Consider the following 24,555-nt stretch of genomic DNA (forward strand, 5'->3'; position numbering starts at 1 on the left):
GGTATTTGTTTAAAGTACAATATATAGGTTAAAAGGTAATGGATCATAATTTAAAGAAATAGGGTTTTTCTATTTTAGACTTGTTGAGGAAGAGATTTTTGCTAAATAAAAAAGGTGGAGAGTTCTCCACCTTTTTTGCCCCAAATCTTACCATGAACTTAACCTACTTATGCTATGGTAAGCTCTAAAATAGAATTGCTTGGTTCAAAAAGATTATTCCATCGATAAACGACAATTTTTATCGATGAAATACACTATATTGAAATAATTTCTTACGAAATAAGTTAATACGCTCTTTCGTTTTTACCCTCATAGAAGTTGATAAATGCCCTATTTACAACTCTGTTTCCTCCAGGTGTGGGGTAGTCACCAGTGAAATACCAATCCCCTAAATTTTTGGGGCAGGCCTTATGTAAATTTGATATAGTTTGATAAATTATTTGAACTTCAGCATTGATTCCTTTTGGACTAAGGAGTTCCCCTGTCTTTTTCGATATTTGCTCGGGAGTAAACGGGGCGTAGAATTCCTTGACATAATTAATGACGTCTTTATCTTTTGAATCAGTTTGATCTACACATTTTTTATAAATAGCATCAACGATATGCATCGTGTCATTATCTTTATGAAGATCTAGTGCGGCACGGAAAGCGATAAAATCTTCTAGCTTGGCCATATCAATACCATAACAATCTGGATACCTAATCTGTGGAGCGGAAGAAACTACTATGATTTTTTTTGGAGAAAGGCGATCAAGAATACGAAGTATACTTTTCTTTAATGTAGTACCTCTAACAATGCTATCATCTATGATAACCAGATTATCTCCCTTTTTAACCGATCCATAAGAAATATCGTAAACATGGGCCACTAGGTCATCTCTACTGTCATCTTGAGTAATAAAGGTTCTTAATTTAGCATCCTTAATAGCAACTTTTTCAATTCTTGGTCTTACCGCTAGTATTTCATGAAGTTCTTCACTGGTAATTTTTGAGCCTATGGTAAGAATTTGCTCCTCTTTCTTTTTGTTCAAATAGTTTTGAGCTTCTTTGACCATGCCAAAGAAGGATGTTTCTGCGGTGTTGGGAATGTAGGAGAACACCGTTTTCTTTATGTCGTTATTGATAGACTTTAGAATCTGGGGAAAAACGAGCTTCCCTAATTCTTTTCGTTCCTGATAAATTTCTTTATCACTTCCCCTAGAGAAATAGATTCGCTCAAAAGAACAAGCTTTTCGTTCCTTGGGTTCTAATATTTGTTTTATGGCCGTTGTTCCACTTTTCTTAACTATTATAGCGTGTCCGGGATCTAATTCTTTAACGCTTTCATAGGGTACGTTGAAGACAGTCTGTATTGCGGGGCGCTCAGAGGCCACAACAACAACTTCGTCATCCTTATAATAGTACGCGGGTCTTATACCCGCGGGATCGCGAAGTACAAAAGCGTCACCGTGACCTAATAAACCTGCCATGGCGTAGCCACCATCAAAATTTTTAGCAGCTCTCCTTAAAATTTTAGAAACTTTTAATCGCTCCGCTATAATGGCGGAAGCTTCTTGTTTTGTATAGCCTTGCTTCTTTATTTCTTTGTAGAGTTTTGCAACGGCATCATCTAAAAAATGACCTATCTTTTCCATTACGGTCACGGTGTCCGCCATTTCTTTAGGATGTTGCCCTAACTGTACCAAATTATCGAACAGCTCATGAACATTGGTCATATTAAAATTACCGGCAACGATAAGATTGCGGTGCATCCAATTGTTCTGTCTTAGGAACGGATGTACACTTTCTATACTGTTTTTTCCAAAGGTTCCGTAACGTACATGCCCCAGCAACAACTCTCCGATATAGGGGATATTCTTTTTTTGTAAGGCAACATTGTTCTCATATTCCGGATGTTCCGTTAGCTCTTTGTTTATACGTTCATTAATTTGAGCAAAGATATCCTGTATGGGTTGCTGCTGGCAAGAACGAACCCTGCTCATATAGCGTTGCCCTGCATCTACATCTAACTTAATACTGGCAAAACCTGCACCGTCTTGACCGCGATTGTGCTGTTTTTCCATCATGAGATACATTTTATTTACACCATAAAATGCAGACCCATACTTTTCCTTGTAATATTCAAGGGGCTTAAGTAATCGGATTACAGAGATGCCACACTCGTGCTTAATAGCGTCACTCATTACTTTTTCGTATTAAAAAAGCCCCAAATATGGGGCGTGGGGTTATTGTAATTCAATGTCAAACTGTGTTAATGCCTTAAATTGATGCAATCTTTTATTGACTTCCTTTTTATCCAAATCTATCATTCGTTCCGTTCCAAATCGTTCCACAGAAAATGATGCCAGATTAGAGCCATGGATTACTGCGTTCTTCATATTTTCAAAAGAAGTATCATTCGTAGCGGCTAGATATCCTGAGAAACCACCTGCAAAGGTATCACCTGCACCTGTTGGGTCAAAAACTTCTTCAAGAGGCAAAGCAGGGGCAAAGAAAACTTGGTCTTGGTGAAATAATAGCGCACCGTGTTCTCCTTTTTTGATAACTACATATTTAGGTCCCATACCATATATCTTGTGCGCTGCCTTTACCAGGGAATATTCTCCAGTTAGCTGTCTGGCCTCCTCATCGTTTATGGTAAGCACGTCTATATGCTTAATGGTTTCCAATAATTCTGGCAATGCATTATCCATCCAAAAATTCATCGTGTCTAGAATGATGAGTTTTGGTCGTTTTTCCATTTGGTTAATTACACGGAGTTGTACGCTGGGGTGCAGGTTGCCCAACATCACTACATCCGCATGGGTATAGTCAACAGGGACGACAGGATTAAAATCGGCCAGAGTATTTAACTCTGTTACTAAAGTATCTCTAGAATTTAAGTCGTTATGGTATTTCCCTTTCCAGTAGAATGTTTTGCCTCCTTTAACTATTTCTAAGCCATCCAGATTAATACTCTTATTAGAAAGTAGGTCCAAATATTTCTTTGGCATATCATCACCCACAATAGATACAATTGCGGCGTCTACATTAAATTGCGAAGCTGCCAGCCCAATAAATGTAGCTGCACCACCGAGAATTTTATCCGTTTTGCCAAAAGGGGTTTCAATTTCATCAAAAGCAACAGTTCCTACGATAACAAGTTTACCCATTTTGTCGATTAAAATTAAGCTGCAAATATACAATTTTGAACCGCTATTTTAAACTTGGTTAAGCGTGTAATTTGGAATAGTTATTAAGAAGTTCTTGGTAAGAAAGTAATTCATTACTTCCTCCCAAAATCGGCAGGTATTTCTCCCCAAGCCTTGGTTTCCCATTTTATGATAGGGGTATTGTATTGGTTTTTTTTGAGCCAATTTACCGCTCTATTGACCAAATGGAACATCTCTTTATTCTTTTCGTTCTCCGTCAACTTGGTATTACATTTCTTTTTACGTACCCAACTCATGGCAGTCCTAGAATCCGTATAGATAATACGGTCACTACCGCGCTCCTTTAAAAAGGCAAGCCCGTGAACAAGTGCTAAAAATTCACCAATGTTATTAGTTCCTTGCGGAAATGGTCCTTGTTTAAATAATTTTTTTCCGGTTTTAGTATCCACACCTTGGTATTCCATAATACCGGGATTTCCGCTAGAAGCGGCATCAACGGATATAGAATGGTAATTGGGCTGGCCAATTTTCAGTAATTCTGATGGTGATAAAGTGGCTTCCCCTTTTTTCTTTCCTTTAAAATCTTCATAATTACCGTTAAAGGCTTTTTGGGCAAGGGCAAAAGTGGCAAAGGATTTATATTCGGCACCTTTATAACCTTCAATAGCTTTCTTGCAGTCTGCCCAGGTTTTGTGGATGCCGGGCTGCTTTCCTTTCCAAACAACATAAAACTTGTTCTTTTTTGCCATTAGGAGTTAGCTAAAAGTTCTTCAATTACTTTAGGAAAGTGCTCATACTCTAATTCGTGAATCTTACTGGCTATTTCCTCAGGGGTATCTTCTGGAGAAACCGTTGTTTTAGCTTGTTTAATTATAGCGCCTTCATCATAATTGGCATTTACATAATGTATAGTTATGCCGGTCTCTTTCTCCTTATTTTCTTTCACCGCCCTGTGTACGTTCATTCCGTACATACCTTTGCCTCCGTATTTAGGTAACAGTGCTGGGTGAATATTAATTATTTTATTAGGGAAGGCATCAATGAGGTTTTGGGGTATTTTCCAAAGAAAACCGGCAAGGACAATTAAGTCTGGTTTCATGGAAAGTAATATGTTTAGTACACAATCGCTATTGGTGAAGGCATGTTTATTGAAACATAAGGCATTAATATGCAATCTATTACACCTGTCAATGACTTTGGCATCCCTTTTGTTAGTTAGTACAGCGGTGACCGTAATAGGACTCTTATCACTAAAATAGTTTACAATGTTCTCAACATTAGAACCAGAACCGGATGCAAAAAGAACCATTCGTTTAGTGTTCAAAAGAAATAGATTTTAAGTTTAGTAGTACCATTTACCTCCCAAAAGAAAGTAAGGCAAAAATAATATAAACTAGAGACACCTGCCCGGCGGTAGGGAAGGAATTAAACAACAGGCAAAGGTTTGCAATAAAATAACAAGTAAAAACCTTGTGGCGTAAAGTCTTAATTTTAGTTTGAAAAGACGCTTGGATGTGCATAATTTTCTTAAATTACAGCACATTTTAACGACAATTAGTGTTATTCAACCAAAGTTTTTTATTTTTGCCATCAATTTAAATTTTTAAAACCAATATTATTATGTCAGACATTGCATCAAGAGTTAAAGCTATCATCGTTGATAAATTAGGAGTTGATGAAAACGAAGTGGTAACAGAAGCTAGCTTTACTAACGATTTAGGGGCAGATTCATTGGACACAGTAGAGTTGATTATGGAATTCGAAAAGGAATTCGATATTCAAATCCCTGATGATCAAGCCGAGAATATCGCAACAGTTGGCCAAGCCATTAGCTATATAGAAGAAGCAAAGTAATTTGATGATTTCTTAAATAGATTTCAAATTATCCATGTGGTAAATGCTCCGCATGGATAATTTTTTTTAATTTACATTCGGTTTATATCTAAACGAAAAATAAGTTCAATGCAATTAAAGCGAGTTGTGGTTACCGGGTTAGGGGCACTTACCCCTATTGGTAACAATATTGAGGAATATTGGGACGGTCTAATAAATGGAAAAAGTGGCTCAGCACCGATTACATACTACGATACAGAAAAATTCAAGGTAAAATTCGCCTGCGAACTAAAAAACTACAAAACAGAAGATTATTTTGAGCGTAAAGAAGGTCGTAAACTGGATAGGTTCGCGCAATACGCCTTAGTTTCTTCTGATGAAGCAATTTTGGATTCCAAATTAGATTTGGACAAAGTGGATAAATTTCGTGTGGGAGTTATCTGGGGTGCCGGTATAGGTGGCCTGGAAACTTTTCAGAACGAGGTCATGAATTTTGCCGAAGGTGACGGAACCCCACGTTTTAATCCTTTCTTTATACCTAAAATGATAGCGGATATTGCCCCGGGCAATATCTCCATTAAACACGGGTTTATGGGCCCTAATTATACAACGGTATCCGCTTGTGCATCATCTGCAAATGCCATGATCGATGCGCTGAACTATATTAGGTTAGGACATTGCGATGTTGTGGTTACTGGCGGTAGTGAAGCTGCAGTTACCATTGCAGGCATGGGTGGTTTTGGAGCAATGCACGCACTTTCTACAAGGAACGATAGTCCGGAAACAGCTTCTAGGCCCTTTGACGGAACCAGGGATGGTTTTGTTCTAGGAGAAGGTGCCGGAGCTTTGATATTGGAAGAATATGAGCACGCAAAAGCACGCGGCGCAAAAATATATGCTGAGGTTTCTGGTGGCGGACTTTCAAGTGATGCCTATCATATGACAGCACCGCATCCAGATGGGATTGGTGTCGTAAGGGTCATGCAAAACTGTCTTAAAGATGCAGGTATCGCTTTGGAAGAAGTAGATGCCATTAATACACATGGTACTTCCACACCTTTAGGAGATGTTGCCGAATTAAAAGCCATATCAGAAGTTTTCGGAGAACATGCCAAGAATATTAATATTAATTCTACAAAATCAATGACGGGTCATTTGCTCGGTGCAGCTGGTGCTATAGAAGCCATCGCCAGTATTCTGGCTATGGAGCATGGTATTGTGCCACCGACCATAAACCATACGACTGTAGATGAAAACATAGACCCTAGTTTAAACTTAACATTGAATAAGGCTCAAAAGAGGGATGTTAAGGTAGCTATGAGCAACACCTTCGGTTTTGGAGGACATAATGCTTGTGTAGTTTTCAAAAAAATAAGTTAATACAAAGCACTGTATGACTTTCCCTAAAAATCTTTTCAATTCCCATCCGAAAGCGGATGGGGATTTTTTTTTAGGGATAAAGAGAATATTAGGATTTAAACCGAAAAACATTCAGTATTACAAAAAGGCCTTTCTTCATCGGTCTATGAATAAAAAGGATGAGAAGGGCAATGCAATGAATTATGAGCGTCTAGAGTTTTTAGGCGATTCCATGCTGGGCACAATCATTTCTAAGCACCTGTATACTGAAGTCCCTGATGGAGATGAGGGGTACCTCACCAAAATGCGTTCTAAAATTGTAAGTAGGGAACATTTGAACGAATTAGGAAAGGATTTGCAGCTTATAAAGTATGTAGAGAGTAGAATTCCTAAAACCCATTTTGGGGAGAACATACATGGAAATGTTTTTGAAGCACTTGTTGGGGCTATCTATTTGGATAGAGGGTACGTCTACTGTGAGAAGTTTATAGATAAACGTGTCATTCAACCTTATGTGGACATTGAACAGCTAGAAGGTCGTGTGATCAGTTACAAGAGTCTTATTATAGAATGGTGTCAAAAGAAAAAGAAAACATTTAATTATAATGTTTATGAGGATACCGGAAACGATTCTCTAAAGCACTTCGCGGTTAAACTGTCCATTGGTGGTAATGTTATTGCCAAAGCCAGAGCAACTTCCAAAAAGAAAGCTGAAGAAAGAGCCTCCAAAAGAGCCTTTTTTGCACTTCAAGATAAAATGGAACAACTCTAGTTATAAATACAACAAAGCGATAACGTTATCGTAACTTTCTTCACCTCTTAAACCTATTTCCTTTTTAGGCTTTAAACTGTATTAGTCCTATATTTGCGGTTTTGTGCGTATATGACAGCAATACACAAAATTGACGATGATTTTTATGATGATTCCTTTCTGTTAATTGCAATGCATAGCACCATTGCAGACTATGCCATAGCGTACGAATTGAATGCAACGCTCAAGGCAAATTTCAAAAGAACAAAAAAGGATTTTGATTTAGCTGAAAATAGTATTTTCCCTTGTTACGAATGGCAAGATACATTTCATGACCGGTATTGGGTACTAGTAGCAAACCATAGCATAGAACAAGAACTACTGGCAAATAATGATCTGTTTCAAAACGAAGCTACTTATAATGTGCCAAGACTGGTTCCAGAACTAAAGGATGTAGATTATTTTTTGAAGATGGAAGAAGATGAGATGCAGGGAAGTGACGCAATTATTAAAAATATACTTACAATGCCAAAAGTGATGGCGGCATACGAAGTAGACATTGACAAACTAAAGTCTAAGAACAATTTAATATTTTAAGAATGCCAACTAAGAAAAAGACAAAGGTAGTAGCCACCTTAGGGCCGGCTACAAGCAAGAAAGATGTGCTAAGAGATATGATTTTGGCGGGAGTAGATGTCTTTAGAATTAATTTCTCCCATGCTGATTATGAAGATGTAAAACAACGCGTTACCATGATTCGTGAACTAAACGAAGAATTGGAGACCAATGTTTCTATTTTAGGAGATTTACAGGGACCTAAACTTCGAGTAGGAGTAATGGCCGGTGAAGTGGTTGTAAGCCCTGGGGATGAATTAACCTTTGTTACAGGAGAACCATTCGAGGGAACCGCCGAGAGGGTATATATGAACTATAAGGAATTCCCGAGGGATGTTAAGGCCGGTGAGCGAATATTACTAGATGATGGTAAACTTATGTTCGAGGTAGTAGCTACCAATGGCGAAACCGAGGTAAAAGCCAAAGTAATCCAAGGTGGACCTCTAAAATCTAAAAAGGGTGTAAACCTGCCAAATACTAATATTTCCTTACCCGCTCTTACCGAAAAAGATGTGAAAGATGCAGAGTTTGCTATTTCTTTAGAAGTTGACTGGATAGCACTTTCCTTTGTAAGGTTTAGTCAAGATTTAATAGACCTACAGAATATTATTCAAAAGCACTCGGAACATAAAATTCCGATCATAGCTAAAATAGAAAAGCCAGAGGCAGTAGAGAACATAGACAAGATCGTTGCCTATTGTGACGGACTAATGGTAGCTAGGGGAGATCTTGGTGTAGAAGTGCCAGCACACGAGGTTCCATTAATTCAAAAACAATTGGTGCTTAGGGCCAAAAAGGCAAGGATTCCTGTAATTATCGCAACACAGATGATGGAAACCATGATTACTAGCCTTACGCCAACAAGGGCAGAGGTAAATGATGTGGCAAACTCTGTTATGGATGGTGCAGATGCAGTAATGCTATCTGGAGAAACTTCTGTGGGGAACTATCCGGTACAGGTAATTGAGAAAATGGCCAGTATTCTGAAAAGTGTGGAAGCATCGGACCTTATTCATGTACCACATGACCCACCTCATATTAGAACCAATAGATACATTACAAAATCGGTCTGTTATCATGCCGCACTAATGGCAAATGAAATAAAGGCGAAAGCAATATCAACTTTGACCAATAGTGGATATACAGCCTTTCAAATTTCGGCATGGAGACCTAGCGCCCATATTTTAGTATTTACTTCAAATAAAAGAATACTTACACAACTTAATCTTTTATGGGGTGTGAAAGCTTTTTATTATGATAAATATGTTTCCACTGATGAAACTATTGAAGATGTAAATGGTATAGCTTGTAAAAAAGGATTTTTAGAAGTGGGAGATATGCTTATAAGTTTGGCCGCAATGCCAATTAAAGCAAAAGGTATGGTTAATACACTTCGTGTAACAGAAATAGAAAGCTGTAATTTCTAAAGAAAAATATAGTGTAAAAACAAAGCCCCGTTTATTAACTAACGGGGCTTTGTTTTTTAGTTGTTGAAGCTTACGCTACTTCTCGTTCAAATGCTATGAAGTTAACCACTTCTCCTTCTTTGTTGAATAGGGGTTGTCCGTGTATCCAACAATTATAAGTAGAGCCATCTTTTCGATAATTCAAGATAGTCGCTTCAAAGGATTCTTTCTTTTTAACGGCATTGGAAATCTTCTTAAGAGAGGCTTTACATGTTTTTTCTCCTTGGAACATTTTTGGTTGTTGTCCAATAATTTCTTCGGGATGGTATCTGTTCATTTCCCATATGTTCTGCGAAGCGTATACAATGCGTAATTCCGCATCCGTAACGACAATGGTATGTTCTTTATCTATCAATTCCTGTTCTAGAATAGCTTCATTAAATACCCATGAATTATTTTTGGCCAACTGTAATAGGCTTTTTACATCGCTACTTGATTTACAACTCTTATCAAAAAAAGAACTATAAAAGTCCCATGAAGAAATGGGTAAACTATTTATTTTTAGCGTCTTGTAAAATTTATAAAGGGCGTTATCGTAATTTAGTAAATTGTTCATAAAAACTTTCTTTTCCATAGCAATTGGGAATAAAGCTAAAAAAAACAGCTTTTAGACTAAAATATATAGTAATGATTAACAGTATTGTTTAAACAATAATTCGTTTAAAGTACTATCAACTTGTAAAGAATGAACAATATTTGAGACAAAAACCCCCAAATCAGGGCATTTTAAAGTAATAAAAATTATGAAGTTTGAATTTCATGACACCAAATTAGCATCACTTTTTGGATTTACAGATGACATAAAAAGGAATGAAAATAACTTTTCAAGTAACTCCGGAAACATACAGGTCGTTTGGAATAGAAATGAGATACCCGTTCTACTTTGTATAGATGGCCTAACCATAACATTACTTCCAAATCAACTTGTAACCACAACCTATTTACAACATGTGAGTTATACTAAAACGAAGGCTCCCTTAACGGCCTTTCTATTTAACAGGGCATTTTATTGTATTAATGATCATGATAGTGAAGTTTCCTGTAATGGAATACTGTTCTTTGGTACGCAAGATTTACCTATTATAACTATTCCTAAAGATCAAGAACGTAAGTTCAATGTGCTGTATGAGGTGTTTGAAGATGAATTCTCTACTCCGGACCAAATACAGGGAGATATGTTACAGATGCTGTTGAAACGATTAATTATTATTTGTACACGTCTGGCGAAAGAACAACTTATTGTGAAAACTTTGGATAATGAGCAAATAGATGTAGTACGCAAGTTCAATGTTTTGGTAGATACACATTTTAAGACTAAACGTAAGGTAAGTGATTATGCAGAGCTCCTTTTTAAAAGCCCCAAAACCCTATCTAACCTTTTTGCAATCTATAATCAAAAATCTCCACAACAGATAATTCTAGAGCGCTTGGCCTTAGAGGCAAAACGATTGATGAGTTTTACCGATAAGCAAAATCAAGAGATTGCCTATGAACTTGGTTTTAACGATCCTGCCCATTTCAGTAGATTCTTCAAGAAAATGACCGGTCATTCTCCTTCTAAGTACCGAGAAACATTGGTTTTATAGCCCTAAGGGAAATTTGTGCAAGTAGTCGGGCAATAGCTCCTAACAAATAGGGTTCTTCCTGCCGCATCTTTGTAGTGTAATTAAAAACAATACAAGATGAAGACGCAAATAAAATCACTTTTCAATTTAATCGAAATTTTCGGACAAGCTAAAAGACCAACACTAAATACAGTGAGCCCTAAAACGCATTGTGAGCAAAAACACCATCACGATTTCTATTGTGATGCGGAGAAACCATTTATATCATTCTAAAATTAGAAATAACATTTAATAATAATTTAAAAAATAAATATCATGAGCACATTTAACGTACCAACAAGAGCAGAAGTATCACCTGCAAACCAAGCAATTTTTGACAACCTCGAAAAAGGATTGGGTTTTGTTCCTAACCTGTTTGCAACTTACGCACATTCAGAAAACGCTTTAGGAAACTACTTGGCATTAAGCGGAGCTAAAACCTCTCTTAATGCAAAACAGAAAGAAGTTGTAAACCTTGCAGTGAGTCAGGTAAACGAATGTAACTATTGTTTAGCAGCACATACGGCAATAGGCAAGTTAAACGGTTTTACAGACAGCCAAATTTTAGAATTAAGAGCAGGAGAAGCTTCTTTTGATTCTAAACTAAACGCTCTTGCCAGATTAGCAAGGAACATCACGGAAAATAGGGGAGCTGCGGACCAGGAGGTAGTTGCTAATTTTTTCAACGCTGGTTGGACCAAAGAAAACTTGGTAGATACTATAGTATTGGTTGGTGATAAGACCATATCCAATTACCTGCATAGAACAACGGAGGTGCCCGTAGATTTCCCTGCAGCACAACCCTTAGAAGCAGTAACAGTTTAAAAAGCGAAAACCAGCCGCTTAAGTCTGGTTAAAAACAAAAATTAATAAAAACAAACCGCCCAGAAAAAAAGGGCAAAATTAAAATTAGAAAACATGAAAAAAGTAATCACAGTATTAGTAGTAGCACTTGTAACAGTATTCACGGCAAATGCCCAAGACACAATGATGAAAGGTGATAAGATGATGAAATCTGCCACCAAGACCATTGCTTTAGAGCAAACGACTGGTGAATTCACGCAAAAACAGATAACGGTATCCGAGGGAACTTATGTTTTTGAAATCGCAAACAATAATGTAGGACATAATGTAGGTTTTGTTTTGGTGAAAAAGGGAGAAGATGTTTCTAACCCTGAAAACCATATTCAAACGGCTTATGTAACGGAGCAAGTGGCAACAGGTGAAAAACAAACCTCTAAGGCAACCACATTAGCAAAAGGGGAGTATGTTTATTTTTGTCCTTTGAACCCAACATCTACGGATAATACGTTGACAGTACAGTAATTTTTGAGTTTAGTGTTTATAAAGGCCGCCGATGAAAAATTAAATTCATCGGTGGCTTTTTAGTTAAAAATCGAACTTTAATTGTACTTGGATAGTATCCGTTTCTGGTTTGGTTTTTTCTTTTTTATCTGTATTAAGGTTTGCTAAGGAAATTCCTAATAAACGAACGGAGTTTTGGAGTTCCTCTTGATATAACAGTTCTTTTGCAGTTTCCAGAATCAAAGCTTTATCCGATATAAAATAAGGAAGCGTTTTACTTCTAGTGTTTAATGTAAAATCACTATACTTAATTTTTAAGGTAATGGTTTTGCCGGCGATATCAGATTTTTTCAGCCGCCGGTCCAATTCATTAGAAATATGTTCTAGACGTTCTAACATGAAAATTTCACTACTTAAATTTTCATTGAAAGTACGTTCGGCCCCTACAGATTTTGGAATACGGTGCGGTTTTACTTCACTCTCATGCACACCGCGTACCACATTGTAGTAATAGCTTCCACTTTTTCCAAAATGTTGCTTTAAAAAGTCGAGTGGTTTGGATTTTAAATCTGCCCCCGTAAAAATGCCAAGTTTATACATTTTCTCTGCGGTGACCTTTCCGACACCATAAAATTTTCGAATTTCTAATTCTTCCAGAAATTGAATAACCTCCTCTGGGTTTACGGTTTTTTGGCCATTGGGTTTATTAATATCGCTCGCGACTTTAGCGATGAATTTGTTTATGGAAATACCTGCGGATGCATTTAAACCTGTTGTGTCATAAATTTTGCTTCGTATCTCTTTTGCGATAAGAGTAGCTGAAGGGTTTCCTTTCTTGTTTATAGTAACATCTAAATATGCTTCGTCTAAAGATAAAGGCTCTACCAATTCCGTATATTCATAGAATACGGCCCTTATTTTCTGGGAAATCTCTTTATAGCGATCAAACCTTGCTTTTACAAAAATAAGCTCCGGGCAATTTCTTTTTGCTAAGACACTGCTCATTGCACTACGTACACCAAACTTGCGCGCCTCGTAACTCGCGGCTGCTACAACTCCGCGCTGGGAGCTTCCCCCTACGGCAATTGGTTTGCCTCTTAATTCGGGATTATCCAGTTGTTCTACCGAAGCATAGAAGGCATCCATATCTACATGAATAATTTTTCGCAATGGCAAATCGGATATCATATTGTAAATTTATGATAACTTGAACCGGATACGAATACTAGTTTATAGAATGATTGAAATTGAACGAAAATTTTTGGTAACATCAGATAACTTTAAGGATGAAGCTATTTCCAAAACTAGAATAGTACAAGGTTTCTTGAACACAAACCCGGATAGAACGGTACGGATTAGACTAAAGGGTGAAGAGGGTTTTATTACCATAAAAGGAAGCTCAAATGAATCTGGCACTACGCGTTTTGAGTGGGAGAAGCAAATAAACCTAGAAGAGGCAGAAGCCTTGTTACAGTTGTGCGAAAAAGGAATTTTGGAGAAAAACAGATATGAAATACCTTGCGGTAAGCATGTTTTTGAAGTAGATGATTTTCATGGCGTAAATGCTGGTTTAACTGTTGCTGAGGTTGAACTAAGTTCGGAAAACGAAGCTTTTAAAAAACCAAAATGGTTAGGGAAGGAAGTAACGGGGGATATTAAATATTATAACTCTCAATTAAGTAAGACTCCCTTTTGTGAGTGGTAAGTTATTTTATGACAATGATTTTTTCTATATCGGATGGTTCCCGAATAATTTCTAAATCCGCCCCATTATAGGTTGCCTTCTCAATAGTAAATAACGGACTACAACATTCACTACCAGGGTTATTTTTGCTAAGTTCTAGTTCTAATATATCCGTTTCAGAAGCATCCAAGAAAATGTCGTACGTATTGTTACCTTCTTCTCCGAAAACCGCAATTAAGATTGCGTCGTTCATGGTATTTCCGAGTTGGGACACCTGTATGCTATCTTTGAAAACCTTTATGTTTTCTAGAGAATAGGTTTCGTTTGCAATTAAATTAACACCTTCGGTGTCTAACAGCTCAATAGATAAGACTTGTTGAGCGCATAGAACAGTAGAACAGTCAACGCGTGAATTGTTTTCACAACCACCAAAGAAAGTTATAGAAAGTATAAAGACCACAAATTTGGTTTTCATTTTCAAGAATTTCATTATAATTAAGGAGATTTTACTATTGTGATTTTTTCAATAAAAGAATTTTCGCTAGCTGTAATTTCAATTATAGCATCATTGTAAGTGGCACTATTAATAGTGAAATAAGGACCGCAACATTCTGGTTCTAATTTTATTCGTGTTAGAGCTAGTACGAATTGATCTTCTTCCGTTTCGTTTAGCTTTACATTATAGGTATTGTCGCCATTCGTCCCAGAGCTAAAAAAGTAAACAACTTCGTCAGATTGTAATTGACTTGAATTAAGTTGATTGTTATCCTTGGTTATTACAATAGTTTCCAAAGAATAGGTGTCATTGGCGATAAGGTTATTTCCTTCAGCATCAATATATTCAATAGCAAAAATCTGAGCGGCACAATCTATAAGTGCGCATTCACCTAGTCCGTCATCATCCTTACAGGAAAATAATATTACTATTAAACAAAAGACGATGTTATGTTTTAGCTTCATATCATCTATAGGACGCAGTAAACTTTTAATGGTTGCGTTTCTAAAGACTTTCTGTATAAGATGTTTTAAAGATTACCCATTGCATTTTTTCCTTAGCTGCTTTTCTTCTTATCGCTTTTATATTTTTTATGATATAGGGTAGCATCCCAAGGCTTATGAGAATAGCTCCCAGTAAGAAGACGGGACTTGCACTAGAAAATAGGCTCCCACTGGAAAGAATTCCTAAAATTAATACCGTGGATAATGGGAAGGATAGCGCCAGAATATTTACTGCAAAGTTAGTGTTGAACGTTCGTTTATTTTTCTTAACTCCCTCTTCTTGGGCATCTACTACGGCAATATGGGAAAACGGCCAAAAGCTACAGGCACTAAGACCAAATGCAAGTAGTAAAAGAATATCGTTTTGTACTTTAATGTTGCATGCCAGGATCAATATACCACTTAATAAAGCCACAAAACCTGCTCGTAAAAATAGTAAACTCAACAATTTTGAAAACTGTTTTTTCTTAATGTTCACTGCAAGACCTATAAATAATAGTACTAGTGGAGTCATAATAATACTTAATCTACTTATGGTTTCGCTAATAAAAAATGGCAACGATTCCATGGTAAACCCAAAAAACACCAAAATCAAGGCAATGATTATAAAGATATTTACAGGTTCTGAAATCATTGCCAATGCCAAAGATTTGATTTTTTTACTATTGGATTCCGTTTTTACAGCTCTTTTACGGTAATACCAATTCATTGCAACTAGGTAAAGAATAATAAGAACAAAGACCTTATTTCCTAAATCTGCCATGGCCACCTTCGCCAAATAATCGTTACCTAAAAACTCTAGAACAAATGGAAAGCACGATAGGCCGGGAGCCAGAGAGGGAGCAAGCAATTTGGCCGTTCTATATTGCGAACCGTTTTTAGTGATTCCGGTAAGAGGAATTAGGTAAGGAAATACAAGGAATATAAGCATGTTCAGTGCCAGTGCTAAAAACGGAAGTGACAATAATGTGCCATCTATTTTAACCCCTATAAGAGCCAGAAAAATAGTAGCAGGTAAGGCAAGATTTAGAATTATCTTCTTGATGCCGGTTAGCTCTTCTTTGGACTTGAATTTAAGTTTTAAGAGTAATCCAATACCAATGAATAATGCAAATGTTATGGTCTTTTGTAAGGTTAAGTCCATCTTATGCGATTACGTTCTGTAGGGCAGAGGTAAAAATCTTCATTTCATCCATAGTACCCATACTTACGCGGCACCAATTTTTTCCCATAAAGTTAAAGGCACGAACGCCTACTTTTAAGGCGGTCATTTTTTCAAGAAAGTCCTTGCCTTCCATTTCAATTGGGAAAATCATAAAACTGGTATAGGAGGGCACATAGGAAATACCCATAGCGTCAAGGCTTTGGTAAACATACTCCCTGCATGCTGTATTAAGTGTTCTTGATTTGTCTAAGAATTCGGTATCGTCCATAGCGGCCATTGCTGCAAATACAGATGGATATGATATACCCATCCCTGCACGTGTAATTTTCTGAAGCCTATCTAAGGTTGCTTCTTGTGCAACGGCATACCCAACTCGCAAGCCCGCCATGCCATGAATTTTAGAAAATGTGCGTGCTATAATGACGTCTTTTCCTTTATTTACCAGGGAGACCATACTTTTTTTAGCGCCATCTTCAAGAAAGCCTAAATAAGCTTCGTCTATGAAAACAGGCACTTTTTCAGAAACTCTAGAACAGAAATCCAATAGTTCTTCATAAGCGGTAATAGTGCCTGTAGGATTATTAGGGTTACAGATATATACTAATTTGGTGTCTTTGTCTATAGCCGCTTCCATAGCTTCTAAATCATGGGACCAATCGTCTTTTAAGGGAACCGGTTTCCAAGTACCACCAGCAGCCTCGGCCACACGTATTAAGGACATGTAAGCAGGGTCAGCGGATACCACGTTTCCTCCGTTCATGAAAAGTGTTACTGCGGTCTTCTCTAAAAGATCAGAAGAGCCTGGCCCCATCATTATATTTTTACGTTCCACTCCTTCAACTTGGGCAATTTTGTCCATAAGGGCAAAAAGTTCTTTCCAAGCATAACGATTACCTTTAAAAGCGTTTATTTTTAGGGATTCTAAAGCTTTTGGAGAGGGGCCGTATGGGTTTTCATTAGCATTTAGTTTTGCTGATAGTACAGGAAATTCTCTAGCTGTGTCCAATAAATATTCCTTGAAAAAAGGACTATAAATCGCATCACCATTTAGGTCTAGGGTAATGGGTGTTTTGGAAGTCTCTGCAAAACTTAAATATGGTGCTGCCATCATTCCACCTGCGGTTAAAACACCTTTTTTTAACCAGTTTCTACGGTTTATTTTTTCTGTTCTCATGAGAAGTTTTTTAGTTTGATTAGCTATGGTTACTAAGTTAAAATTGAGCTAATAAAAAACCTATCGCAATACCGTAAAAATCAGAAGGTTAAAATATTTATAATGAAAAATATATGCCCGTAAAAAATGAAATTCATAGTTAAGCCATATCAAAAGGTGGTTATTTTGAGGATATCATGAACTTTTTAAAAAAATTTTCAAAATCAGAAATCAATGTAAATAACTGATATTAATTGAGTTAAGGAAGTATTTATATACAGCTAGATATTATTCAAATCCTTTTAAATGGGTTCTTAGCCACCCAAAACTACTTTCTATGTTCTCAAATAGTTGCTCTTGAGGCACAAGGTCAGGTATAATATCAATGGAAGAGAGTAAATCCATCGGCTGTGTTTGAAGCCCGGTTAGCAGAACTTTAATGCCTTTCTTATCTAGTTCTAAAAGAGCGTCTTCCAATGCATATAATCCAGATTGGTCTATATAAGGAACCTGATCAAAACGAATGATAAGGGCATCTACTTTTGAAATTTCCTGTAATTGATCTTTAAAATGAGAGGTGAACCCAAAGAAGAGTGGCCCATACAGATGTTTTATTGCCACCCTATCTTTGTATTTGTTATAGAAATCTTCTTCATCTTTCCATGGTTTTTCACCATCGAAACCTGCTAATAAACCTACCTCAATACCTTCTTCCCCAATATCGCTAGCTTTCTTCATAAAAAGTAACGAGGCAAGAATAAGACCAATTCCTACGGCCTGTATTAAACTACCAAATGTGGTAAAAAGAAGCACTACAATAAGCACAACTGCATCTGCTCTTGGTACGCTAGTTAAATGTTTAAGTCCTTTAGTGTCTACTATTTTAAATCCAATAGGAATAAGTATTCCAGCTAACACGGCCAGTGGAATATGAGCAGCTAAGGAGCCAAGACCCAAAAGAACTGCTAAGAGAAATAGACCATGGAACATACCTGACAACCTTGTTCTACCCCCAGAGTTGATGTTTACCACGGTACCCTTTGTTGCACCTGCTCCAGGAATACCACCGAACATTGCTGCAACGGCGTTGCCAATACCCTGCCCAATGAGTTCGCGATTGCTATTGTGTTTGGTCTTCGTCATGTTGTCCGCAATAACCGAAGTCAATAAAGAATCTATTGACCCTAGAACGGCTAGCACTAGGGCGTATTCTGCGATAAGGAAGTATGCAGAACTATCTATTGCTAAAAAACCGTCTAATTGCAAACTGGGAAGGCCTGAAGGAATTTCACCTATTACAGGAACATCCCACTTGAGGAAAAAAGCAGCCAAGGAAGCGACTATCAGAGCTACTAAAGGGCTTGGTACAGCTTTAGTTATTTTTGGAAATACATAGTAAATAAGAACGGTAAGGGCCCCAAGTGCCAGTGCTTGCCAATTAAAATCTGAAAATAATCTAGGCAAATCTTGCATAACTCCTACTGTAGATTTGGCCGAATCTAATCCTGCGAACGGGAATAGTTGTAGAATAACGATTATTAAACCTACACCGCTCATAAATCCAGAAACTACGGGATAGGGAAAATATTTGATGTAACCAGCGATATTAATAAGTCCAAAAAGTATCTGTATAACACCACCAAGTAAAAAGGCTAAAATTATAATACCCATAGCACTCTCCAAACTCCCGGCGATGTCTATGGCACTTGCTACTAAAGCAGCTGAAACAACGGTCATAGGACCGGTAGGTCCGCTCGCTTGTGTTAGCGTTCCTCCGAAAAGTGCTGCTAAAATACCTACGGCAATTGCACCATAAAGGCCTGCAATGGCTCCCAATCCAGATTGTACTCCGAAGGCTAAAGCTAGAGGCAGTGCTACTACACCGGCAACAAGGCCACCGGTTAAATCTCCTTTGATATTACTAAAATCGAAAATATTCTTTAGCATTACTATAATTTAAGGTTAGTTACAAATGGTTCTTTTGAGAGTTTAATTTAGGTATTAATTGTTCTTATTCCTAGGACGTATTGTGCTAGCTCTAGTGAATAACCACTGTCATTATTGATTTAAAGACCTTTAAAAATAAGCTTGAAAGGGTTAAGTCGGAAATTTAAATCGGAATAAATGATCATGATTTCCATAAGTAGTGCTAGTGTTTTATAAATAAGGTAGAATTTTACGTAATTAAAAGCGGTATTCGCTCTTATCGAAAAATCTTACTTTGCCATTACACCATCCTGTCCCAATACCGGAATAGGAATCAATGCAGCTTCTGAAACGCTACCTTTTTCGAATAAAAATCGTTTTTCATATAGGGTATTGCCAATATAATAGGTGACGAAAAATTCATTGTTCAGGGCCAAGACATCTTCTTGGACCACTTCAATTTTCTCAAAGGAATTAGCAGGAACAACAGCTATAGCGTGCCTCATAAGCGAAGTTTTCCTTTCGCCGTAAAAACCTTTAGAAACTATCAAGGCCATTTCTATTGGAATGCGACCTCCATTGATAATGTAGGCGTTCCAATCCTTAGAAAGAAATTCCTTATTCCATTCATGAGCGATGGCTACGTAAACATCTTTAACTACTGGAATTTCAATATCCTTTTTCACAGCTCAGAAATAACGTTTTTACAATACACTTCTAAACTGCTCTAAGAAACGGAGGTCGTTCTCACTTAAAAGGCGAATATCAGAAATTTGATGGAGTAGTAAAGCTATACGATCTATTCCCATACCAAAGGCAAATCCTGAATATTCATCAGAATCAATTCCACAGTTTTTAAGCACATTAGGGTCTACCATACCACAGCCCATAATTTCTAACCAGCCCGTTCCTTTCGTCATTTTATAATCCGTTTCAGTTTCAAGCCCCCAGTAAACATCTACCTCTGCGCTAGGTTCGGTAAAGGGGAAATAGGAAGGTCTTAAACGTATTTTAGATTTGCCAAATAGCTCCGTGGTAAAATACTGTAACGTTTGTTTTAAATCTGCAAAGGAAACATCCTTATCGATATAAAGCCCTTCCACCTGATGGAAAAAACAATGAGATCTTGCTGAAATGGCCTCGTTTCGGTATACCCTTCCCGGTGAAATGGTTCGTATAGGAGGTTGATTGTTTTCCATATAACGCACTTGCACGGACGAAGTATGTGTGCGCAATAGTACATCTGGATCGGTCTGTACAAAAAAGGTATCCTGCATATCCCTAGCAGGGTGATATTCCGGAAGGTTCAAAGCAGTAAAATTATGCCAGTCATCCTCTATTTCCGGTCCTTCGGAAACATTAAAACCGATACGGGAAAATATTTCTATGATACGATTTTTAACGATGGAAATAGGATGTCTCGCTCCGAGCTCAATAGGATTACCTGGCCTAGTTAAATCTCCAAACACACCAACTTGCTCCGCATTATTTTCTAATGACTTATGAAGACTGTCAACTTTATTTAGTGCTGTTTGTTTTAATTGGTTAATACTTTGACCAAATTCCTTTTTCTGTTCGTTAGGAACATTTTTAAACTCGGCAAAAAAGTCATTTAACAGCCCTTTTTTTCCTAAATATTTTATCCGAAAGGCTTCAACGGACTCCTTGTCATTAGCCGTAAAATTTTCTACTTCTAGAATATGCTCCTTAATGGTCTTGATCATAACGCTGTAATAAAGCAGCAAATTTAAAACTTTTATAGGACTAAGACTTGTTTTTTATAGGATATGCTGTTGCTTCAATAAAGAGGGATAGCTTCTTTTTATCTATATGTGATTCTTTATCGAACTAGGCTTTAAATAACTAGAAAGCACTACGCTATAGTTAAGGTTTACAGGTGTTTCAAATATTAAAAACCGACCCAATGACATGTGCTCATAGTTTATGGAGTAACTAACTAATCTAGAAAAGTTACTTTCCCACTTTTAATATCGTACATAGCACCAACAATCTTAATTTCACCATTATCTTCCATATCTTGGAGAATGGGACTTAAACTTCGGGTATCTTCTAGCGTAAGTTGAACGTTTTTAAGTACTACTTCGTTCACAAAGTCTATATTTTTAGAAGTTCTCTCACTAGCGTCTAAAGGTTTTTTGACCGCTCTTACCGCATGTTTTATTTTATGTAAAAGTATAGTCAGGTTTCCCATTTTTGCATCGTCACAGGCCCCTTTTACCGCACCGCATGCCGTATGTCCAAGAACTACTACTACTTTGGTCCCCGCTAATTTGCAGGCAAACTCTATACTTCCCAGAATATCTTCATTCACAATATTTCCTGCAACTCTAGCGCTAAAAATATCGCCTACACCCTGATCAAAGATAAGTTCCGCGGAAACTCTAGAATCAATACAGCTCAGAACTGTAGCGAATGGGTACTGCCCTTGTGACGTGTCGCTTACTTGGTCTAAAAGGTTACGTGGAGCCATGGAATTGGCAATAAATCGATTATTCCCCTCTTTTAGCAATTGAATTGCAGAATCTGGGGTCATCGCAGCTTGTGTTTCTTTAGTATGTGCTTTCATTGTTCTTTAAGTTTAAATTAGGACAGAAATAACTTTCACAATAAATAATATAGAAATTTTAAGGCAACTTCTACTAGCGATATTAAATAATATACATGATTTCTCTATCTGTCAACCATCCGCTTTCCAATATAAGTACAAGTGCGTTATCTGAAAAAGCATGGTTAATATAGTTTTTCATTCTTTATTTGGCTCTAGTTTTGGTCTTAACTTAAAGAATTCGATAAAACTATCGGGATTCTCTATATTCCCTCTTTCCGATACCAGTTGAATATTAATATTTCGTTCTTTTGCTTTCACGGTAAAGTCATCCAATATTTCAATGATATCATTATCTAAATATCTGGTTTTCCTAACGTCTAGCTCTAAAAAAGTGTCTCTTGGTAAACTATCCAATTCCTTAAGAATAGCACCTTTATTAAAAAAGGTGACCTCTTCCGCTAGGGTCATTTTAATCCTGTGTTTACCGTCACTTTTATCCTCAATATGAAGAAAGTGTGAATTTTGATAACTTTTTATCATGATAACGATGATGCCTACGGCAAGACCCAAACCAATTCCTATTAGTAGATCGGTAAAAATTATACCGATAACCGTTACGAAAAACGGAACGGATTGCTTCCAGCCCAGCGCATACATTTGTTTGAATAATGATGGTTTGGCAAGTTTAAAACCAACGATGAATAAAACGGCCGCTAGAACGGAAAGCGGAATCATATTCAATAGTCTTGGAATAAGAATCACCGATATTAAAAGGAAAAAACCGTGTATAATGGCAGCCATCTTAGTTTTTCCGCCAGATTGAATATTCGCGGAACTACGAACTATAACCTGAGTAATTGGCAGCCCACCAATCATTCCGGAAATAATATTTCCTGTTCCCTGTGCAAGTAATTCCCTGTTTGTTGGCGTTACATTTTTATCTGGGTCAAGTTTGTCCGTAGCCTCTACACAAAGTAGAGTTTCTAAGCTAGCGACCAGTGCAATAGTAAATGCTGTAACCCATATTTGAGGGTTTGTTATAGCACCAAAATTCGGAAAACTAAATTGACCCAAAAATGAAGCGGCATCCTCAGGAATCGGCACACTTACCAAGTGATCTCCGGAGATGGCCAAAGTTTCGCTGTCCTTGGTTAAAATATAGAAAAGAATACCTACCGCCACGGCTACCAATGGGCCTTGCACTAGTTTAAAAATTTTACCCTTCTTAGAAAGGACTTTGTCCCATAAAAGTAATATGCCTAAAGCAATTATAGCTATTAAAGTAGCCCCTGGACTAATATTGTTAATTGTTTCTAGAATTTCTGAAAATGTATTTTGCCCATCAACTTGAAAGAAGGCAAAATCACCTTCAGGATCTGGGTCATAACCAAAAAAGTGGGGAATTTGCTTTAGAATTATAATAATACCGATTCCTGTAAGCATTCCTTTAATTACTGATGATGGGAAATAATACCCAATAATCCCAGCTTTTAGGAAACCGAAAACCAATTGAATGATTCCTCCGAGAACTACGGCCAGCAGAAAGTTTTGATACCCGCCTAAAGCTCCTATTGCTGTTAATACTATGGCTGCTAAACCAGCAGCTGGCCCACTAACACCAATTTTAGAGCCACTTAATGACCCCACAACAATTCCGCCTATAATACCTGCTATTAAACCTGAAAACAAAGGAGCACCACTTGCTAGTGCTATACCCAAACATAGCGGTAATGCCACAAAAAACACCACAATACTTGCTGGGAGGTCATTTTTTAAATACTTGAACATATAAGATAATTTTTAGTCCTAATTAGAAGTCAGGATAGTTTATTTAATTAGAAAAGTTATGTCAAATTAGGTTATTGACTTGGGTGGGGGCAGTAAAATCTCTACCGAATTAATATAGTATGCTTCTGAAAAGGAGTTTGTGTAGTTGGTTAAATTTTTTCTTGAGGAATTGGTAATAGAACGCGTGTTATTTATGAAAACAAGCTTCTCATCGAGTTCTTTCTTTTCTTCATTTTTATCTTCACCCTCGTTAAGATCCGCCAGTATTGTACTATCATCGCTCAACTCTAAGAACGTTACTGCCGAAGGTGAAACTATGGAGAGTGTTACTAGAAGTGATAAAAATAAAATTAAGGAAGACTTCATACTATTAACCACGTGTTATGTAAATATAATAGTATTGCTACTGCTATCTGTTAAAATAATCTAAAAATCTTTTAATGCTTTAAGGTTTTCTGATGGTACCCAACCTGTTTTGCCATCAGCGAGCTTTATACGTTTCCAATCATTGAGCCGCTCAATAATGTTCACTTTTGTACCGGCATGTAAGATAAAAATTTCATCACTTCCCGCATTAGGTTCGGATTGTATTCCTATTTCATCAGTGAATATGATTGCCGGTTGTTGCTTCTGAAAATCATTGTATTGCACAAACGCGAATGCTAAAGTTATAATGCAGAGGAACAATGAAACCAAGCTGCCGATAAATGCCCACCTTTTTCTAGAAGCGTATTGCGCGTAATAAAAAATTATATAAAGTAATACGAATAAGAACATCAATACTACTCCTAGTTTTGCCCATTGGTCAAAGGATAGTTGTGAGGTGACTGTCTTGTAGAACCTGGACAAGCCAGTTTCTGGCATAGTGTCTATAGCATCTAAGGTCATTTGCTGCGCGTAAGCTAAATTGTTCCGTATTTCTTTATCCTCTGGAGCTAGTAACAATGCTTTTTCATAATAGTATATACTATGGGCAATGTCATTTAGTTTATAATACGAGTTCCCAAGATTAAAGTACAGTGGAGCGGAGTGTTGTCCTTCTTCCAGAATAGAGTTATAAAAGGCTATTGCCTTTTTATAGTCACCATCATTATATGCAGCTGTAGCATTGTTGAAAAGGCTTTCATTTTGCCCGTTAACAAGAAAGCCGAAAAGTAAAATTAATATGTTACAAATTTTTTTCACG

At 37.1% G+C, this 24,555-nt stretch carries 26 protein-coding genes; 9 read left to right on the forward strand and 17 right to left on the reverse strand.

What is annotated here, in order from left to right:
* Positions 1-284: 284 nt before the first annotated feature.
* From SJY09_RS14375 to SJY09_RS14390, 4 genes are all read right to left on the reverse strand, one after another.
* On the reverse strand, positions 285-2,183 hold the full coding sequence (locus SJY09_RS14375; RefSeq protein ID WP_396636391.1) for an amidophosphoribosyltransferase: 1,899 nt from the start codon (positions 2,181-2,183) through the stop codon (positions 285-287).
* Positions 2,184-2,225: 42 nt separating this feature from the next.
* Entirely contained in the window at positions 2,226-3,152 is a 927-nt protein-coding gene (locus tag SJY09_RS14380; RefSeq protein ID WP_396636392.1) for a PfkB family carbohydrate kinase, read from the reverse strand.
* Positions 3,153-3,265: 113 nt separating this feature from the next.
* A complete protein-coding gene (locus SJY09_RS14385; RefSeq protein ID WP_396636393.1) occupies positions 3,266-3,901 on the reverse strand; it encodes a viroplasmin family protein in 636 nt (211 codons plus the stop codon).
* Positions 3,901-4,461, reverse strand: a complete 561-nt coding sequence (locus tag SJY09_RS14390; protein ID WP_396638640.1) for a phosphoribosylglycinamide formyltransferase — start codon at positions 4,459-4,461, stop codon at positions 3,901-3,903. The genes SJY09_RS14385 and SJY09_RS14390 overlap by 1 nt, the downstream gene beginning before the upstream one ends.
* Before the next feature lie 311 nt (positions 4,462-4,772).
* Here SJY09_RS14390 and SJY09_RS14395 point away from each other — a divergent pair, with 311 nt between their 5' ends.
* From SJY09_RS14395 to pyk, 5 genes are all read left to right on the forward strand, one after another.
* On the forward strand, positions 4,773-5,006 hold the full coding sequence (locus tag SJY09_RS14395; RefSeq protein ID WP_008269813.1) for an acyl carrier protein: 234 nt from the start codon (positions 4,773-4,775) through the stop codon (positions 5,004-5,006).
* Between the two features lie 108 nt (positions 5,007-5,114).
* Complete coding sequence (gene fabF / locus SJY09_RS14400) at positions 5,115-6,365, forward strand: beta-ketoacyl-ACP synthase II (RefSeq protein ID WP_396636394.1); 1,251 nt, start codon at positions 5,115-5,117, stop codon at positions 6,363-6,365.
* A gap of 13 nt (positions 6,366-6,378) precedes the next feature.
* A complete protein-coding gene (gene rnc, locus SJY09_RS14405) occupies positions 6,379-7,116 on the forward strand; it encodes a ribonuclease III (protein ID WP_396636395.1) in 738 nt (245 codons plus the stop codon).
* A gap of 111 nt (positions 7,117-7,227) precedes the next feature.
* Positions 7,228-7,692, forward strand: a complete 465-nt coding sequence (locus SJY09_RS14410) for an IPExxxVDY family protein (RefSeq protein ID WP_396636396.1) — start codon at positions 7,228-7,230, stop codon at positions 7,690-7,692.
* Between the two features lie 2 nt (positions 7,693-7,694).
* Entirely contained in the window at positions 7,695-9,137 is a 1,443-nt protein-coding gene (gene pyk, locus SJY09_RS14415; protein WP_396636397.1) for a pyruvate kinase, read from the forward strand.
* A 70-nt stretch (positions 9,138-9,207) separates the two neighbouring features.
* Here the strand turns inward: pyk and SJY09_RS14420 are convergent, their stop codons facing one another.
* The gene (locus SJY09_RS14420) at positions 9,208-9,732 is read right to left on the reverse strand and encodes a PAS domain-containing protein (RefSeq protein WP_396636398.1); all 525 of its coding nucleotides are present in this window, start codon (positions 9,730-9,732) and stop codon (positions 9,208-9,210) included.
* 187 nt (positions 9,733-9,919) lie between these two features.
* Here SJY09_RS14420 and SJY09_RS14425 point away from each other — a divergent pair, with 187 nt between their 5' ends.
* The 3 genes from SJY09_RS14425 (at position 9,920) to SJY09_RS14435 (ending at position 12,106) form a co-directional block, all read left to right on the forward strand.
* Positions 9,920-10,762 carry a helix-turn-helix domain-containing protein gene (locus SJY09_RS14425; RefSeq protein ID WP_396636399.1) on the forward strand — a complete coding sequence of 281 codons (843 nt, stop codon included), beginning with the start codon at positions 9,920-9,922 and terminating at the stop codon, positions 10,760-10,762.
* A gap of 294 nt (positions 10,763-11,056) precedes the next feature.
* Complete coding sequence (locus tag SJY09_RS14430; protein WP_396636400.1) at positions 11,057-11,605, forward strand: carboxymuconolactone decarboxylase family protein; 549 nt, start codon at positions 11,057-11,059, stop codon at positions 11,603-11,605.
* 93 nt (positions 11,606-11,698) lie between these two features.
* Positions 11,699-12,106, forward strand: a complete 408-nt coding sequence (locus tag SJY09_RS14435; protein WP_396636401.1) for a cupredoxin domain-containing protein — start codon at positions 11,699-11,701, stop codon at positions 12,104-12,106.
* 63 nt (positions 12,107-12,169) lie between these two features.
* Here SJY09_RS14435 and dinB read toward each other — a convergent pair whose 3' ends face one another.
* On the reverse strand, positions 12,170-13,273 hold the full coding sequence (dinB, locus tag SJY09_RS14440) for a DNA polymerase IV (protein ID WP_396636402.1): 1,104 nt from the start codon (positions 13,271-13,273) through the stop codon (positions 12,170-12,172).
* 49 nt (positions 13,274-13,322) lie between these two features.
* Here dinB and SJY09_RS14445 point away from each other — a divergent pair, with 49 nt between their 5' ends.
* Complete coding sequence (locus SJY09_RS14445; RefSeq protein WP_396636403.1) at positions 13,323-13,790, forward strand: CYTH domain-containing protein; 468 nt, start codon at positions 13,323-13,325, stop codon at positions 13,788-13,790.
* Between the two features lies 1 nt (position 13,791).
* Here SJY09_RS14445 and SJY09_RS14450 read toward each other — a convergent pair whose 3' ends face one another.
* The 11 genes from SJY09_RS14450 to SJY09_RS14500 form a co-directional block, all read right to left on the reverse strand.
* Positions 13,792-14,244 carry a hypothetical protein gene (locus SJY09_RS14450; protein ID WP_396636404.1) on the reverse strand — a complete coding sequence of 151 codons (453 nt, stop codon included), beginning with the start codon at positions 14,242-14,244 and terminating at the stop codon, positions 13,792-13,794.
* A 20-nt stretch (positions 14,245-14,264) separates the two neighbouring features.
* Complete coding sequence (locus SJY09_RS14455) at positions 14,265-14,729, reverse strand: hypothetical protein (protein WP_396636405.1); 465 nt, start codon at positions 14,727-14,729, stop codon at positions 14,265-14,267.
* A gap of 40 nt (positions 14,730-14,769) precedes the next feature.
* Positions 14,770-15,912: a permease gene (locus SJY09_RS14460; RefSeq protein ID WP_396636406.1), complete on the reverse strand. Its 1,143-nt coding sequence runs from the start codon at positions 15,910-15,912 to the stop codon at positions 14,770-14,772.
* Position 15,913: 1 nt separating this feature from the next.
* Positions 15,914-17,107, reverse strand: coding sequence for a pyridoxal phosphate-dependent aminotransferase (locus SJY09_RS14465; protein ID WP_396636407.1), 1,194 nt, complete (start codon positions 17,105-17,107; stop codon positions 15,914-15,916).
* Between the two features lie 267 nt (positions 17,108-17,374).
* Positions 17,375-19,033, reverse strand: a complete 1,659-nt coding sequence (locus SJY09_RS14470; RefSeq protein WP_396636408.1) for a SulP family inorganic anion transporter — start codon at positions 19,031-19,033, stop codon at positions 17,375-17,377.
* 269 nt (positions 19,034-19,302) lie between these two features.
* The gene (locus tag SJY09_RS14475) at positions 19,303-19,698 is read right to left on the reverse strand and encodes a hypothetical protein (RefSeq protein ID WP_396636409.1); all 396 of its coding nucleotides are present in this window, start codon (positions 19,696-19,698) and stop codon (positions 19,303-19,305) included.
* 18 nt (positions 19,699-19,716) lie between these two features.
* Positions 19,717-20,736, reverse strand: a complete 1,020-nt coding sequence (pheS, locus tag SJY09_RS14480; protein WP_396636410.1) for a phenylalanine--tRNA ligase subunit alpha — start codon at positions 20,734-20,736, stop codon at positions 19,717-19,719.
* 233 nt (positions 20,737-20,969) lie between these two features.
* The gene (locus SJY09_RS14485) at positions 20,970-21,599 is read right to left on the reverse strand and encodes a carbonic anhydrase family protein (protein ID WP_396636411.1); all 630 of its coding nucleotides are present in this window, start codon (positions 21,597-21,599) and stop codon (positions 20,970-20,972) included.
* Between the two features lie 177 nt (positions 21,600-21,776).
* Positions 21,777-23,369: a SulP family inorganic anion transporter gene (locus tag SJY09_RS14490; protein WP_396636412.1), complete on the reverse strand. Its 1,593-nt coding sequence runs from the start codon at positions 23,367-23,369 to the stop codon at positions 21,777-21,779.
* A gap of 66 nt (positions 23,370-23,435) precedes the next feature.
* Positions 23,436-23,735, reverse strand: coding sequence for a hypothetical protein (locus SJY09_RS14495; RefSeq protein WP_396636413.1), 300 nt, complete (start codon positions 23,733-23,735; stop codon positions 23,436-23,438).
* 60 nt (positions 23,736-23,795) lie between these two features.
* Positions 23,796-24,554 carry a tetratricopeptide repeat protein gene (locus SJY09_RS14500; RefSeq protein ID WP_396636414.1) on the reverse strand — a complete coding sequence of 253 codons (759 nt, stop codon included), beginning with the start codon at positions 24,552-24,554 and terminating at the stop codon, positions 23,796-23,798.
* Position 24,555: the final 1 nt, after the last annotated feature.

The sequence above is a fragment of the Maribacter sp. R77961 genome (genome assembly GCF_044594925.1).
Classification (GTDB): Bacteria; Bacteroidota; Bacteroidia; order Flavobacteriales; family Flavobacteriaceae; genus Maribacter.

Coding starts and splice junctions, on each gene's coding strand:
- dinB (WP_396636402.1), bottom strand. CDS start 13,273: ATGATATCCGATTTGCCATTGCGAAAAATTATTCATGTAGATATGGAT.
- SJY09_RS14375 (WP_396636391.1), bottom strand. CDS start 2,183: ATGAGTGACGCTATTAAGCACGAGTGTGGCATCTCTGTAATCCGATTA.
- SJY09_RS14425 (WP_396636399.1), top strand. CDS start 9,920: ATGAAGTTTGAATTTCATGACACCAAATTAGCATCACTTTTTGGATTT.
- SJY09_RS14460 (WP_396636406.1), bottom strand. CDS start 15,912: ATGGACTTAACCTTACAAAAGACCATAACATTTGCATTATTCATTGGT.
- SJY09_RS14495 (WP_396636413.1), bottom strand. CDS start 23,735: ATGAAGTCTTCCTTAATTTTATTTTTATCACTTCTAGTAACACTCTCC.
- pheS (WP_396636410.1), bottom strand. CDS start 20,736: ATGATCAAGACCATTAAGGAGCATATTCTAGAAGTAGAAAATTTTACG.
- rnc (WP_396636395.1), top strand. CDS start 6,379: ATGACTTTCCCTAAAAATCTTTTCAATTCCCATCCGAAAGCGGATGGG.
- SJY09_RS14410 (WP_396636396.1), top strand. CDS start 7,228: ATGACAGCAATACACAAAATTGACGATGATTTTTATGATGATTCCTTT.
- SJY09_RS14490 (WP_396636412.1), bottom strand. CDS start 23,369: ATGTTCAAGTATTTAAAAAATGACCTCCCAGCAAGTATTGTGGTGTTT.
- SJY09_RS14420 (WP_396636398.1), bottom strand. CDS start 9,732: ATGAACAATTTACTAAATTACGATAACGCCCTTTATAAATTTTACAAG.
- SJY09_RS14435 (WP_396636401.1), top strand. CDS start 11,699: ATGAAAAAAGTAATCACAGTATTAGTAGTAGCACTTGTAACAGTATTC.
- SJY09_RS14390 (WP_396638640.1), bottom strand. CDS start 4,461: ATGGTTCTTTTTGCATCCGGTTCTGGTTCTAATGTTGAGAACATTGTA.
- SJY09_RS14470 (WP_396636408.1), bottom strand. CDS start 19,033: ATGCTAAAGAATATTTTCGATTTTAGTAATATCAAAGGAGATTTAACC.
- SJY09_RS14485 (WP_396636411.1), bottom strand. CDS start 21,599: ATGAAAGCACATACTAAAGAAACACAAGCTGCGATGACCCCAGATTCT.
- SJY09_RS14465 (WP_396636407.1), bottom strand. CDS start 17,107: ATGAGAACAGAAAAAATAAACCGTAGAAACTGGTTAAAAAAAGGTGTT.
- SJY09_RS14385 (WP_396636393.1), bottom strand. CDS start 3,901: ATGGCAAAAAAGAACAAGTTTTATGTTGTTTGGAAAGGAAAGCAGCCC.
- SJY09_RS14395 (WP_008269813.1), top strand. CDS start 4,773: ATGTCAGACATTGCATCAAGAGTTAAAGCTATCATCGTTGATAAATTA.
- pyk (WP_396636397.1), top strand. CDS start 7,695: ATGCCAACTAAGAAAAAGACAAAGGTAGTAGCCACCTTAGGGCCGGCT.
- SJY09_RS14455 (WP_396636405.1), bottom strand. CDS start 14,729: ATGAAGCTAAAACATAACATCGTCTTTTGTTTAATAGTAATATTATTT.
- SJY09_RS14450 (WP_396636404.1), bottom strand. CDS start 14,244: ATGAAAACCAAATTTGTGGTCTTTATACTTTCTATAACTTTCTTTGGT.
- SJY09_RS14445 (WP_396636403.1), top strand. CDS start 13,323: ATGATTGAAATTGAACGAAAATTTTTGGTAACATCAGATAACTTTAAG.
- SJY09_RS14380 (WP_396636392.1), bottom strand. CDS start 3,152: ATGGGTAAACTTGTTATCGTAGGAACTGTTGCTTTTGATGAAATTGAA.
- SJY09_RS14430 (WP_396636400.1), top strand. CDS start 11,057: ATGAGCACATTTAACGTACCAACAAGAGCAGAAGTATCACCTGCAAAC.
- fabF (WP_396636394.1), top strand. CDS start 5,115: ATGCAATTAAAGCGAGTTGTGGTTACCGGGTTAGGGGCACTTACCCCT.